Raw genomic sequence first — 15,105 nt, 5'->3', positions numbered from 1 at the left:
CCCCTCCTTGCAGTATATTGCACCTGCAACGTATTTCATTTATTTAGTATAACAGGAAATTACATAAATGTCTCTTTTTTTGCCAAATATGATTAAATAAGCGGTGGTGATTCCCTTTATAAATCATTTAATAATCACATTTTACTCTGTTTACTCATATTTCACCAGTTATTTTTGACGATTTTTTGACGGCAGGAACGACAAAAGGCACACCATCCATTACGGACAGTGTGCCTTCTTTTAGTCTCCCAGTTTGAGTACAGCTTTCTTTGCAATCCCACGCATCTTGACTTTCCTGGTATCAATCTGCGTCCGCTTTTCTTCTGCACTCATCTTTGGATTATCCTGTATGTCACGTATTTCCTTATTAAGCTTTGATACGGTTTTCATTGCCGTGCGTACCTGCGCTAATTCCGTTGGTACTTTTGCGCCTTTCTTGCCTTTCTGTACTGCATAGCTGTCACTCCGTTTGTAATCGGTTTCCATCTGGTCCGATAAATCATACAGCCGGTCTACATATGCCGACCGCTGACTATCGTCGTTTCTGACAAAACTGCCAATGACGGGTGATTCATACCAATATTTAGCTGGTTCAGTCGGGCGGTCCTTGCCGCGCAATGATTCAATTGGCTTATCCAATGTTTTGGCCAACGTGCGTCCCATACTTCCAAACCATGCAGAGAAGAAGTTATCGATTGCAATAGGCGATATGCCGTGCCGGTCACCAACGCTGATGTTCTTAGCAATCCATGTGTCTCCCAACAGTTTAGCAAGTTCGCTTGTAGAGTTTGTGTACTGTTGTTCGCTTGGCAGCTTTTCCAATCGTTTCGGAACCAAATTGTGATTAGTCCATAAGCTGTAATTCCGTTGCCATTCAAAGAACGGTCTAATCATAGTGACAGCCAACCCCGGTGTCATAACTCCGGCCAGTTCCCACGCCCATTGTTTCATGGCTTTCGGATCATCGGCTAAGAACTGGTTCAAAACCGCTTCAATACCAGAGCCAAACATGACGCCAACTTCCTGCGGTTTGGGGATAAGGAAATGGGTGTCCGTGCCGGGGATGTGAATACACCAGTTCAGGTATTTTGTTGTCGGGTCTAAATCTTTATACCAATCGTCATCATGGTTGAACGCCCAGCAGGCCAGAGACGGAAGAATGATGTACTTAATAGTTGCCCATATAGCCCGTTTCGGATTTTCCTTGAACGTACGGATGAATTTATCAATGCCCTGAATAGAAGCGTTGAAGAATGGGATGTAGCGGTTAATTTTTTTCCCTACACTGCCATGGCGTGAGAAGTTGATAGATACTTCCCTTGCGGCATATCCCGCTTCTTCTTCCGTTGCGCCTTTCTTTCTGGCTTTAAGGAACTCTCCCGCACGGGTACCCTGTTCAATCAGTTCCCCGACGTTGTTGTATTTATGTGCCGTAGCACTCATAAACCACATAGCCTGTCTAATACCGAACGGATATTTCTTGAGGTCCTTCCGTAACTTCTTCTTGAAGTCCTGTGCACCCCGGATATCATTGCGGATATATGTATCCATCGGCACGCCCTGTGCATAGAAGTCTGCTTTGAACTGCTTATCATGGGTCAGTTTCCACATACCCCGGAAGCTGTCAACCAATGGAGTAAATCCATATTTACTATTTATGCCAGCCGTTACGGTATCACGAATGAAGTTTCTCATCATGAAGCTTGGCGTATTTGTTGCGCCAAAACGAAGTGCATCCGTAAATTTGCCAAATAGGTTTGACATAAATGCCGCGCTATTGGTATCCATCTGCGTAATGGATTCATACAGTTCCGGCGTTGTCCGGTACACTACTTTTTTGCCGGCCTTAATTACCGTAAATGCACATCTCTGTCTATCGGCCCCGGTAAGAGTTGGGTCGCGAACAATAACATTGCCCAGCCCGCCATGGTCTTCCGCACATTGAACCATGATTTTAGCCACATTGTTCCGTTCACATTTGCCAATCAGGACTGTTGTCATGTTAATCATGGAGTCAACCGGATTGATGACAGGTCGGCTACTACCGCCAGACAGCGATTTGATACCAGATGTCTGATTGATGAATCCCCTGCCCGTATTGATAGTTGCAATATGTGTGTCTACGCTATCACCTTCATTAAAATCTCGATACATGGGGCAGTATTTCTTGTATTTGCGCATACCTTCAGCGGCCGCATGTGTAATCAATCCCTGCTGTTCAATGATATTAACCAGATTTTCATTGTATTTCCAGAACATGGTAGCCGCATCTTTGATTGCCTGCGGTGCATTTACAAGGATACGCATACAGGTTTCATGCTCATATCCATCTGGCCGGATATAATCTTTATTGTTTTCAATGATTTCTTCCGTTCTAGCGGCGATAAGGTACATACTTAGTAGTGTTTCCGCATCCTTTACTTCTGCCTTTTTCAGTTCGGCTTTTGTTACCTTGCCCAGCTTGTCAATAACATCAGCAAATACGACTTTATTCTTGATTGCCCCTTTATATACCTTATTAAGCGCCTTGAGGTTTGCAACGCGGTTATCTCCATCAAGCAACATGAATGCTCTGGCAGATGCCACGCTATTGCACATAAGGGCACGTTTATGCGGGTCTTTTTCGTCCGCAATCTTTGCTCCTGTTTCCAGTTCCAGGGCTTTAGTCAACTGCCCGATTGGGTCAGTTTCATCAACCATCTGCGCATACAGGTGAAGCAGTCTCTTTTTCATCCGCTCTTTCCATGTAAGTTGAGAATCTGGCTTCCCGTTGCTGATACCAGCGGCGGCAGACAATAACGGATTCTGCCGTACTCTCTGGTCCTGCAACGCAAGGACTTTTTCGACACCAGCTTTTTCTTTAGGCATACCGTCAAGAGCTTTCTCGAATAAGTCGTAATACTGGGGATACGTTTCTTTGGCACGTTCGTTATCAAGGAAATAGAGCCTGCCAAAATTCCGTACGCCTTCTTGTCTTGCCTGGGAAGGGCTGATATCAGGGGGAACTTTGCTCTTGTACTTCTTGGCGTTCCGTTGTTCCATTTGACGGTCTTCAATGATATCTTTGGTCAGTTCTATATTGGCCCCCTTGATTTCTCCAATGCTGTCAATGTGAAGCGCAATGGCAGAACCGATATCACCAACGTCAAAACTACCGGGAACAAATCCGGCCCGTTGGCGTGCGTCATAGTGGTATTTGGCCGGCGATTTTTCTCCTACCTTCGACTTGGTATAGATAGGCATAATTTTACGGGCTTCCATAAGAATATCATTCAAGGTAACCGCGGTATTTTCTGCATCCTGTTCCGCCTTTTCCCTGGCTTCCTCTGCGGCATCTTTGGGCTTTCTAATAGAGTAATGGGTGGGATTAGCTTCTTTTAACTTGCCTAAATCGGTTTCGTCTGCTATAATATTAGACAAATTAAAGGAATCGACCACCAGTGGACCATTAGGCGTCCGGGCTGAGGTATTTATACCAGTAAGCCAGTGGTCGGTTCTTTTTTTGTTTATATAAATACAATCGCCACGCATTAACCTGTTGATATACCATGTATTGTTTGGATGATTGTTGTCGTTCCCGATTGTTTTTCCATAAACACTTTTTATAATATTTCCCGTAATTTTATTTCCGTCTCTCGTTTTTTGTTCCATAACAAATGGAACCATGATGGTTGCCCCATTATTATCCTTTAAATCAATGACTACAATTTTTGAAGATATATCTTCAACGCCTTTATTATCAATAGCTTTTAAGATAAACATTGGGTCTGCAATCCTACGAGGTATTTCTTTTAGCACTTCCGGAGAAATTTCTAGTCCGTGTTTCCAATGCAACACCTTATCTAATACATGGGGTGAAATATACACTGGTAACATTTTCTCACCAATCAAATTTAATACTAAGGGTGTATCCATCACTTTTACATAATCATTAGACGACAACTTCCCACTCATGAAGTCGTCTATTTTTTTTGCAAAGGCCTGCATGTCTTCTTTCAATTTTCTTTTAGCATACATGGAGTAGCTCGCGCGCTGATCGCTATTATTCGCATTCCGTTCCCAGACTTCCCCGGATTCAATCTTGCGGAATACGTTATGTACGTTCTCTTCTCCGGTGAGGATTGTTTTCATCTTCATGGCAAAATCTTTGATTTTTTGGAACAATTTGCCCCATGCAGTACCGCGTCCGTGCTTGCGTGCTTCTACCCATTCAGCGTACTTGTCGGCGCGTTCTTCGGCGTCCGGGATAGCCTTCTTGATAGCAGCTTTTTCGCGGTCGGTCAGAACGGCATCTTCTGCGATATGATAGGCTTCATGGAATCCAGTACCTTCGCGGCTCCCCTGTGCCAGTGCGATATAGGCGCCCTTTCCGTGTGCTTCGGCGTACCCTTCGACAACGACGTTGCCGTTATCGTCGATATGGTGGTCTTTCTTCGCCTGTTCCAGTTCCTTGTCCGTCAAGATAATTTTGTTCTTCAAGTCAACGACGATATGGGACCCGTTCGGCATGGTGAAGGTCATGCGTTCGCCTTCATCCTTGATTTCTTTGGCGTTCGGGAACGCTTCTTTGATTTCTGCCTTCAAATCTTCCTTGGAGCGGGTCAACTGGCCATTTGCTTCTCGTACTGAATATTTCTTTCCTTTTTCCGCTTTATCTGCCTCTTTAAGGGGACTACCAGATTCTGTACGATAGCCGTTAGCTAATTTAAAGTCGTCCTTTGGGGCGGCTTTTTTTGTTTTTGCTTGTGCAAGGACTTGGGATTTTTCTTTTGACAACGCATCGTCAATGACTTCTTGTGCCGCCTGTTTCAGGTCTTCTCTGTCACATACGACTTCTTTTGTCGCAACGTCTACATAGCATTTAGTACCTTCTATGCGTCTGGCTTCTGAGTTGCTGATTGTTTCCCCGTTGAATTTTGCAGATGAAATGTTGCCGGATTTGTACCGGGTAAGTTCAAGCCCTAAATATTCCGGTTTAATATAGAGCCGATCCATCACCTTGCCATTAGACAGTTTCTTCGTCCAGCGGTTGAAGCCTCTGTCTGTGAGCGTCTTGATTTCATCGTCAGTGAATCCGCCGGCTGCTTTTTCTTTGGGCTGTTCCGTCGGCTTCGTTTCTTTCGGTTGTTCCGCTTTAGGCGCCGTCTCTTTTCCGGCAGTCTTGATGATGGTACGCAATGTCTTGTGAGCGTCTGCATTGATGGTGGCGACTTCATGCCAGTTCCGGCCGCCGTCTTTGTTCATGAATGCATCCCAATGCTTTGAATTAGTCAAATACTGGTATTCATCCGTTACGATTTTATCGCCTATTTTGGCATTTTTACGGCTTCCGTTGGCATTTGCGATGGCTTTATCAACGACGATTTTATAAGCGTCTATAACCTGTTTAGGCGTTGATTTTTCATCATCCAGTACATTATGGAATTTACTTATTTCTTCTTGTACGTCACCTTGGGAACCTTCTTCGGCATGGGTACTTTCCTTGTCTTTACTTTCAGTTTGCTGAGGTTCGGTGTTGACATGGTTACTTTCGGTGTTTTCTTCATTGGCTTCTCCTTTCGCTACTTCTGGTCTGCTTTCTGTTTTTCCTGTGCTTTCTTCTTTTCGTTCGCTTCCATTAGCGCCAGCATTCGTTTCAGTACCTGCGGACGTACCCGGCAGTACCCCGTCGGCCATTCTTCCACTGGCCGTGTCCGTCTGATTTCCTTCACTTCTTCCGGTGTCAAATAACGATTGTACTCCATTGTTTTCAACCTTCCTTTCGGCAATGTTGATGACTTCTTCCATGGTCGGGTTCTCCGATGCGATCAATGCGCCCTGGTCCGGATGCCCCTGCAATTCGATTTCATTGCATATTTCATTGAAGAACGCTGTAATCGTTTTTCCACTGCGTTTGTTCCTGTCAATGAACCGCAATACGTCATTGATACTGTCCTGGTTTTCGCTTTCCGATATCAGTGACGTTTCTTCTAAATAGAATTTTACAGGTTTATTCTGCTCCCGTAAACCGATAAGCGTCTTGGCTGAGCCGGAAATTACGTCAGATAACGGATAAGAATAGAACAGTCCTTTTCCCATTCCGTCGTTCAGCATAGCGACCTTCGGGGCAACGGTCAGCATAGCGTTCATGACGTTACGGATATTATTGTCCGTCGATTCACTCATCTTGGTAAGCAGATAGTCGTCACCATATGCCTTGGCGAATAATGCGTTCTTGGCACGGGTAATACCTGCCTGACTGATTTTGCCGGTCTTAGTATACAGTGTATTCAGTTCTTCCGGGCTGGCAACGTCTTTCAATACAGAGTTTACGAACTTCCGGTTGCTTTCCTGCGTGAGGTCACCGCTGTCAGATGCCAGTTGCAGTGTTGACTGCTTGATTCTGTCGGCGTCTTTCTTTGCAGTTTCTCCTGCGCTCATCTGCGAACCGCCGGCCTTGCTGTTGATGATATCCTGCACTGGTGCATCATCTGCTACCTGACGGACGAGTACCGGATTCTTAACACCGTCAATCGTTGCCGGGTCGATTCCCAGAGACTTGGCATTCTGTTTAAGGAAGTCTTTATATGCTTTAATCTGTTTCGGCTTCCCTTTGTATACGGATTTAAGCGCCATGGTACGGCCATTGCCATTCAGTACAACGCCTTGGCTGTTGATAACAGGTGCGCCCATATTGGCGTTGTTAGACGCTCCCAGGGCAGACGGATTCAGGTTGTTGGCCATGTCTTCCACCTGTTTACGCATCCCTGCACGGGTACGGTCACGGGGCTGATACTGCTGAGGATAGAAGGCGTTGACAGAGCCGTCTGTATTATTGGATGGCGTGATATCGTCCGCCGATACAATCTTGTATTGTGCCGGGTATTCGGTCTTTACATCGTCTGACAGGATAGTTTCCGTCTTTCCCGCTGGTGCTTTAGCTATCCGCTGTTGGTGCGCATTCAGTGCCGTTGCAATAATGTGCTGTTGCACTGCATCCACGATGTTCTGATTGAGATTTCCAACAGACTCTTTGGCCACTGAATCGCCATTCATTGCCCGGGTAACAAGGTTAAGCATGGCCGGGTCATGGATGGCTTTATTGATACGCGGGTCCTGTGTGCCTGCAGGGGTCTGGATAGGCTGCGCCTGTGCAGTCTGTACAGGCTGATTCTGCTGTACAGTCTTTGTTGCGGTCTTTGTTGCTGTATTTGCCCCCGTAATGGCCGTTTGCTGTCCAATGGGTGCCGTTGCATCAACAGTTGTATCTGTCCCGTTCTGCGGCTGATTCTGAGCTATTTCCGGCGTCTGTGCAGGCTGTTCTTCCTGTGTGCCGCTGGTCAGTGTCTTCAGCGTTTCTTCCTGCTGTTTCTTCGCCGCTTCCGTGTCACGTTGTGTTTCGTCAAAGGCGTTCTCTACGGAATTATCGTTCATGATACGATTCATAGCGGCCCGGGAGTCATCGTTGATTTCCCGTTCCTGTTCGTCAAAGGCCCGGTCCTCTGCATCCTGCTGTCTGCGGATATCTGCCATGTCGCTGTCAGCCCTTCCGGTCCCGCCATTCAAGCCGCCGGTATAGCCGCCCAGATGGAGATGGTAGCCGCTTCCTACGTCATGGAACAATACTTCTTTGAACGCTCCTGTCGATTTGAACCGGTCCAGTACTGCCTGAGCCTGTTCTTCTGTCGTACCTTCAGGAAGGACGATATCAACCGCATCACCGCCGCCCCGTTCGTCATCGTTGATATGGTACGAGTGTTCAGCTCCACCGACTTCTGCGTTATGTGCGCTTGTCCGGCCTGCGGATGAAATAGCAGAGCCGTCGGCCAGCCCCATATCATTCAGGATACCGCCGATTGCAGGGAGCGCCTGTTTCCATCCCGGCTTGAGCGTTTCCACCTGTGCCGTGATTTCATCACTCTGTGTTGGCAGGTCATATCCGGATACGCCACCAGACCACGACGAGCCGCCGATATCGCCCAAATTATCGTAGTTTTGCTGTATCTGGGTCAGGTACTGGTCTGCCGCTTCTCCTGCGCCGTTATAGCCACGCACCCCGGCCCATGTGTCGCCGCCAGCTTCCTCTATCTTTTTCTTGAGGATGTACATGCCGGCTTCTGCATTCTGTTCCGGATCGCTACGCCAGTCTGGGTACAGGTCGTTCACGCCATACCATCCGGCGCTATCTTCCGTTATCTGCATCAATCCGCCACCTTTAGCCATGTGTATAGCGTTCACATCATCACCGCCGCTTTCACGGGCGGCAATGGCCAATGCTATCTTCGGGTCGATGCCTTGGTCGTTGGCGGCCTTGACTACATACCCGATAAACGGATTATCGCTGTTAATGGATACGTTCCCGGTCGGTTGTTCTTCGTCCTGCTGTTCGGCCTGGGCGGCTTCCTGTTCCTGTGTTTCCGCTGTCGATTCTACGGCTGTCTGATAGGCTTTGTGTACTTCGTCCGGGTCCGTGCTGTTGAGCGTATTGTACAGCCAGTCATAGTTTTTCTGTCCGCCCATCTGTTCAATGGTATTGTCGTTGAGGTACTGTCTGATACGGTCCTTTTCGGCTTCCATCTCTGCGTTGACTGGCCCTGTCTGGTCTTCCCCGGCGGTCATATCCGTTGATACCGTCGAGTCGGTCGATATACCCTGTTTTTCTTTCCAGCTTGCAAGAGAGTCATTAGCTAGTTTGATGAGCGCCGGATTGCCACTGTTAGCCAGTTCGAGATACGAGTTATACGTATCGCTGTCCATATTGCCATAGGAAGCGTCATTCATCAGCGTATTCTTGATATCCTGTACTTGTGTCTGTGCTTCCGGGCTGAGGTCAGCTTGTTTCGTGTCTGGGCGGTATGCCGTTGCTACGTTGCCGGGTATACCCATCAGTGCGCCGCCGACAAAGCCGGCCCGGGCAGACCGCCAGTCTTCGGGCGTCCACGTAACAGGGTTATACCATCCTCCGTCACGTTCCCCTTTTGTCTGGTCCTCCAGCGCGTTCTGTGCGCCTTCCTGATACCCTTCTGTGATACCGCTCAGTCCGGAAAGGATACCCGTACGGGCTGTCCCTTTGGCAAGGCCCTTGCCTATGTTTTCCCCGGCGTTCCGTTTGAGCAGTCCTGTAATAAGGCCTTTGCCGCCTTTGGCAATGCCCAGTTCAAGCGGCAGTACAGCCGTATCCAGTGCCATGTTCTTGTAGAAGATAGGTACGGCCTGCGCCCGTGCTTCGTCTTCACTCATTCCGTTCTGCATCAAATCGTGAACGACTCCGCCATATTCAGACAGAGAATCCGCCAGCGATGACGACGGCAGTGTGCGGACGGTATCAGCTATGAGTGCCTGCCCGGCTTTAGACATGGCAAGACGTCCCAGACCCGCACGGCTTAATGCCCCCGTAAGGGCGCGGGAGCCGCCTGCTACTAAGGCCCCCGGCGTCATTGCGGACAATGCAAGGATAGGGGCAGTCGAACCTATCACTGCCCCTGCATCGTTTGCAAAGTTATTAGGATTGAGGAAATAATTGTCACCATAGGTTGCGTCCCACTGTTTTCGGTAGTCCTGCATCCCCTTCTCGAACTGTTCGGCATTTTGCAGAGTGCTATCGCCCAAACCTAGTGCATTCTGGATACCCCCGACGACATTGGCGCCATTTTCTACAGCACCGGCACCGGCTCCGTACAGTCTGGGCCAGTTAGCCGCCATGTAATCGGCGGAATCCTGCATTCTGGCGTTACGGACGCTTTCATCTTCCAGTGTGCCTAAATCAACAGGCGTGCCAGGGATGTCGGTATATACGCTGTCATCGAGCGGACGAGGTGTGTAATTGGGTGCCAATACGGTATAGATGTTCTGCCCGTCTGCCATGTTCTGGTCATGCACTTCATTCGTCAGATTATCGGCATAGGGAGTCTGGGAGTAAATCTCAGCTCCCGGATTGTCAGCGTTACCATATGCCTGCCCCGCATCAGACAGAAAAGTGGATATCTTATCAAACAGGCCGGGATTTGATTGCTCCTGAGGTTGTGTGTCATTGCTGTTGTCTGTATCAGATGCCAGCTTCCCGCCGTTGGCGTTTCTAATAATATCGTCTAAGGTCATAGAATCCTCCTATTTCAAATATCCTTCGCTCTGCAAATTTCCAATAATAGAAGGTGCCATATCATCATTCATACTGTTCAAAGCATTAATAATTTCCTGATTGGTATATTTGCCGCTCATGATTGCCCGTGAAGCGAACCGGTACAAATCAGAAGCATTATTGGGGTCATATTGAGGTTCGGTGAATTTATCTAGTTCTACTTTTCGTGCTACATAATCGGGGTCAGACTTCCACGTGTCATCAGACTCACCTTTATGCGCATCTTCAAAGTTATTAACCCAATCCTTCAGCTCCTGGTACCGTTGTTTGTCGCCGCTAGATCCACGGCCAGAACCGCCAGTTGAACCTTTTCTGTCGGCACCATATGCGGCTTTTACTGCATCGTTATAGCTCATACCCGCACTTTGTAACATGGATACCTTTTCACTCAACGTCGCCTTGTCGTATTTGTGCTTTTCCGCCATTTCCCAGTTCTTATAAATCTGTCTTTGTCTCCACTCTATCAGGCTCTGATTTATGCGGTTCCTGCTATTATTGTTATCCCGTTCAATGTCGTATCCATGCTGTACCTGCATATTTTCCCGCTTGTACTTCTGGCCCTGCGCCGCCTTTTCTTTAGCTACCTGCGTCGAGTAGAAGTTAAGCCCGGTCGGCAGTCCTGCTATCATGGTAGCCGCCAACTGTGGATTGTACTGCTCCATTCCCTGCGCTATCTGTGCGGCGGCCGGATAATTACCGAGTGCGGCGGCTGTGTAATAGGCTGGATATAACTGGCTTTCCTGATACCGGTTATACGCCTGTTCTTTAGCCTGCCACTGTGGTCTGGCAAGGTTTACTACGGCATTGATGACACTGGCGGGAGTACCCCGCATCAGTTCACTGCGTACGAATTCATTTTCCCTATCGGAGGCACTGAACTTTTCTGGTACGCCGCCTGTCATGTCGATACGGGTATTTTCATTGGACGGCCCCCACGACCAGTTTTCTACTTTGGCCGGGATGTTATTCAGTTCAGCCGCCATTGCCGCTTTTTTCTTCGGGTCTTTTTCTTTATTCATCAGTGTACGCAATGCCACATATTGCGGATTATCGACCATTTCCGGCTGTTTCTGCTCCGCCTGGTCAGATTGTTCCTTGATGGGCTGTTCGTTCGTTATAGGCCCTTCTACAGCCTTTATCGGCTGTTCGTTCTTAATGGGCTGTTCGTCCTTGATTGGCTGGGGTGCAGCTGTTCCGTCTGCTGGCGATGAAGCTGCTACATCGTCACCGGCTTTTTTTAAGTAGTCAAATTTTCCCTGCCACGGAAGGCTGAGTGCGCTTGTGTTCATATTGAGGCTCCCGTTGATAGGATTGCCCAGCCGTCCCGTAATGGCCGGGATACTGGCGTTAGACTGGTTAGGGGCCTGCACATTAGCTGTCGGCAGAACGCCCATAGACTGCGATACCGGATTATCAGCCGCGTTGTTGCCGCCTGCCATGGCCTGTAACTGGCTGAAATTCAGTAATCCCTGTCCGCCGTTCGGAGCCGTCTGCCCGTTAAGGTAATCGGAAAAACTGAAATTCGTGTCTTTGATATTCCCGTTACCGTCTACGGCTGTCGGGTAATAGCCATACAAGTTATTCTGGGCCTGCATGGACGGCAGGAATGCCGGCGTCTGATATCCGGTTGCCGCCCCGGTAGTTGGGTCGTACTGCAGTTTCCCCTGCACATTCTGCAGGTTCGTCAGAAAATCATTGGATACTCCGTTGTCCCCGTTGAATTTGTTGTATGCTGTACCGACTGCATAATTCCCGTTCGCATTCGTCGGGATGCTGTTTGTATCGAACAGTTTCGCATTATCCGGGATAGCGGTCGGATTATCCCGCCGGAACTGGCGTTGTGCCGCGTCCTTTTCCAGTTTTGAGCCTAAATACTGCCCGCCCAGATTGCCGAGAAGCATGCCGAGTGCAAACTTCGGGTCGTTCCAGGCATATTGTGCAAATTGCAACTGCGGTACCGCCTGTGTGCTGTATGAAGGGGTATAGTTCTGCATTGCACTTGCCGTTAAATAGTCAGGCTGTTTTTTTACCATTTATGCTTCCTCCTTTACCCAGTTGTCCGTGCTTCCGCCTTTGGCTATGAAGCCATCTGCGTAATAGTTGTTGTCGCCGGATACCTGCAGATCGTATACTTTCCGTTCGCCGGAGTAAACCATATTGATGATTTTCCCGCGTCCTTTGATATCCGTACCCAGAGTTAGTTTCCCTAGTTCAACGAATCCGTCGGTTTCCGTCAGTACCGGTTGTGTAAGCGTTGCGCTTACATAGTAGGTGTTCAGTCCGTCCTTGCACACGAGGTTCCATACATCGTTGTAGTGTGGCTTCATCGTCTGTAGGACGGTTTCTTCTGTTTCTGTCCCGTCTTCGTGCGGACAAATGACTTTATCGCCAGCCTTTACATCTGTAATCGGGATTTCCCGGCCATCAGCCATGCGTACTTTTGTTTCCGGCGCAAAACAGAACAGAGCCGAATTGCCGGCAAGACCAGTGAGAATCCCGCCGAACAATCCGCCGCCGCTTGAACTTTGTTTCTGCGTTGTCGTGCCTTTACCACCAATAGCCGACAATGCCCCGGTCGTTGCCCCGTTAAGTCCCAGTGATGCATTCCAGAGATTAAGGGCTGGTTGCTGTGCGCCTTCCTGTGCGGCCGCCGCTGTCGCAATCGGCTGTCCTGCGGCGTCGATGTTCTGGCCGTAGATATTGGCCAACTGCGATACCGTATTCTGCCAGTTCTGCGCCATAGCGTCACTGGCACTGTCACTGATGCCTTTAAGGCCCGTATCCATGACGGAGCTGTTCACTACACCACGGGCGCCCATATCCTGTAAAAGGTTACCCATGGAGCCTTGCACCCCTTTCTTGATACTGGCTTCCATCGCATCTTGATAGGCCGCCGGTATTTGACCTTGTGCCAACCCTCTAAGGCCCTGCTGGCCCCACTGGATTTGAGACAGTGCGTCATTCATGAGCGTGTTGTAGTCTACCTTCGTATCACCCAGAGAGTCATACAGAAGGTTGCCGGCTACGTCATTCAGCTTTAAGGCGTTCGGCTTTATCGCCTTAATGTAATCCAGTTGTTCATTCATCAAGGCTTTTTCTTCCGCCGACGGTTTGTACGTCGTTGAGCTGGAACTTCCTCCTGATTTTTTACCCATCTAATCACTCCCTTTCATCTGCGTTCTTCCACGGCTTATATTTTCGCCTGAGTTCATTTGTTACAAAATAATTCACTGAACCGTCTTTAAATACGCATTTTGGCGTAATGACGACTTCCCGGCCCTGTTTGTCTGAGCAAATATACCGGTGCAGTCCGTCATCCTTTACAAAGTCCTGTTCTATCTTCCATCCCCAGTACCGGATATATGCCTTTATCGGCAGGATGCATACGGTCATTATCCGGTCGTAGCCGAACTGAAGGGCAACGCATTCCAGTGCGTCACGCCAGAATTTTGCATCATGGCATAAGCTCCAGCACAAAATGGTTTTGTTTTTGTCCATGGGTTTCCACTGGCAGAATCCCCGGTCCGGCAGATACCATAATGTGAATCCCGGCAGTGCCTGGAATTTGTCCCCTGTCCGTTTTTCGTATTCCTGTATCCATCCCAGCAGTTCCCTTCGGTCCGTCATAATTCAGCCACCTCCAGATTAATATGGTCAACGGTGAAGCGATCGTTTGATTTTACGGTGATGTCGAGACAGTCCGTAGAATGATTGCACCGGAACTTATTCCGTGACGCCGTGGGTATCTCTACATCCAGACTGCCATCTATGATTTCCGCTTTCCCGGCGTAATCGGCGGTGAACTTCGTATCGACGCTTTTCAGCAATATTTGTTCTGCCCCTATGACGGCCTTCGGCTTCAGGATGTAGTCTATCTTCAGCCCGTCGTCATCAAGATACTGGCTGTCCCATGCGTATATCTTTCCGTTCCCGGCCGCCAGAATCATCGACGCCGTTTCGCATATCGCATCGACCGGAACAGCGAACCGTATCGTCGTAGCACTGCCCAGAAGGTAGTTATAGGCTACATAATACCGGTAGTCACTGGTTGGCCGTATGAGTATCATGTTATGCCGTTGCAGGTGGTAGAACTGCGGTTCATACATGCCGTCCGTCAGTAATCCGTTGAATTTATCGCCGATATCAGCCGACTGGATGTTCCCATATTCCATGACTGCTGATAACGTCTTCAGGCCCCGGATAGACAGGAAAATAACCGAACTGCCGATATTGACTGCGCATCTCGTCCCTGCGATATCGGTATTGTTTGCTATTTCCGTTACCTGCCAGTCGGTCGGTTCTGCGTCCCCGGTGAGCTGATATATCTTTCCGTTAGACTTAATGAATACGATATCCGTTGCCAGTGGTACGATAGCAGCTATATCCCCGCTGTCACCATATCCAACATCCAACCACTGTTCCTTATCGGCCCGGTTCGTGTCTTCTGACCAGTCGGTACCATCGCCGACGCCGGACAGGTAAAAGCCGTCTGTCCCGTTCATGGATACCGCTATCCGTGAGAACCGCTGAAATACGATGTTGCATGTCGGGCTGTCTGGGACAACTGTCAGCTGTCCGTTTTGCGTGTAATCGTAGTATTGCAGTTTTCCACCGCTCGCGATCCATATCTTATCCATGAATTTTGCACACATGGGAATGTCTGAGCCTTCCAGGTCACCGATATATACAGGTGCCTGCCCCACGACGTACCGATAGGCCTTGTACTGGTTCGTGAAGTACATCAATACGTTGGTGTCTACGTCGTACCACATATCCCGGATGTTTTCATTTCCCGGCAGTGTATAGAGCGTCCCCAGACCGTTACGGCCTGTGAGACGCTTGCTATCACGCGCATAAATGAAATTCTGTGCTTCCTGCAGTTCCGTTGCATCTATCTGCTCCGGTGCCATGGATATGTTGACGCCGCCCACAAGACCCGTAAATGATATCGTTTGTGATTGATGCTTGTTTGCTCGTCTCATTTCAAC

Annotated in this window: 5 protein-coding genes; all 5 read right to left on the bottom strand. The window is 48.7% G+C overall.

Annotated elements, in window-relative coordinates; all coding sequences use genetic code 11:
- Positions 1 to 240 precede the first annotated feature (240 nt).
- From ACGTIC_RS07170 to ACGTIC_RS07150, 5 genes are read right to left on the bottom strand one after another with little or no spacing between them, the layout of a single operon-like run.
- Positions 241 to 10,077: an LPD38 domain-containing protein gene (locus ACGTIC_RS07170; RefSeq protein WP_113856088.1), complete on the bottom strand. Its 9,837-nt coding sequence runs from the start codon at positions 10,075 to 10,077 to the stop codon at positions 241 to 243.
- A gap of 9 nt (positions 10,078 to 10,086) precedes the next feature.
- A complete protein-coding gene (locus ACGTIC_RS07165) occupies positions 10,087 to 12,150 on the bottom strand; it encodes a hypothetical protein (RefSeq protein ID WP_113856089.1) in 2,064 nt (687 codons plus the stop codon).
- Entirely contained in the window at positions 12,151 to 13,272 is a 1,122-nt protein-coding gene (locus ACGTIC_RS07160; RefSeq protein WP_113856090.1) for a Hint domain-containing protein, read from the bottom strand.
- Between the two features lie 4 nt (positions 13,273 to 13,276).
- Positions 13,277 to 13,744, bottom strand: a complete 468-nt coding sequence (locus tag ACGTIC_RS07155) for a hypothetical protein (protein ID WP_113856091.1) — start codon at positions 13,742 to 13,744, stop codon at positions 13,277 to 13,279.
- Positions 13,741 to 15,099 (bottom strand): hypothetical protein, encoded by a 1,359-nt coding sequence (locus tag ACGTIC_RS07150; protein ID WP_113856092.1) that lies wholly within the window; start codon positions 15,097 to 15,099, stop codon positions 13,741 to 13,743. The genes ACGTIC_RS07155 and ACGTIC_RS07150 overlap by 4 nt, the downstream gene beginning before the upstream one ends.
- Between the last annotated feature and the right edge of the window lie 6 nt (positions 15,100 to 15,105).

The organism is Megasphaera hexanoica, assembly GCF_043520715.1.
Classification (GTDB): domain Bacteria; phylum Bacillota; class Negativicutes; order Veillonellales; family Megasphaeraceae; genus Megasphaera; species Megasphaera hexanoica.
Note: the sequence above shows the minus strand (reverse complement) of the source record. Positions and strands in the feature narration are given on the sequence as shown.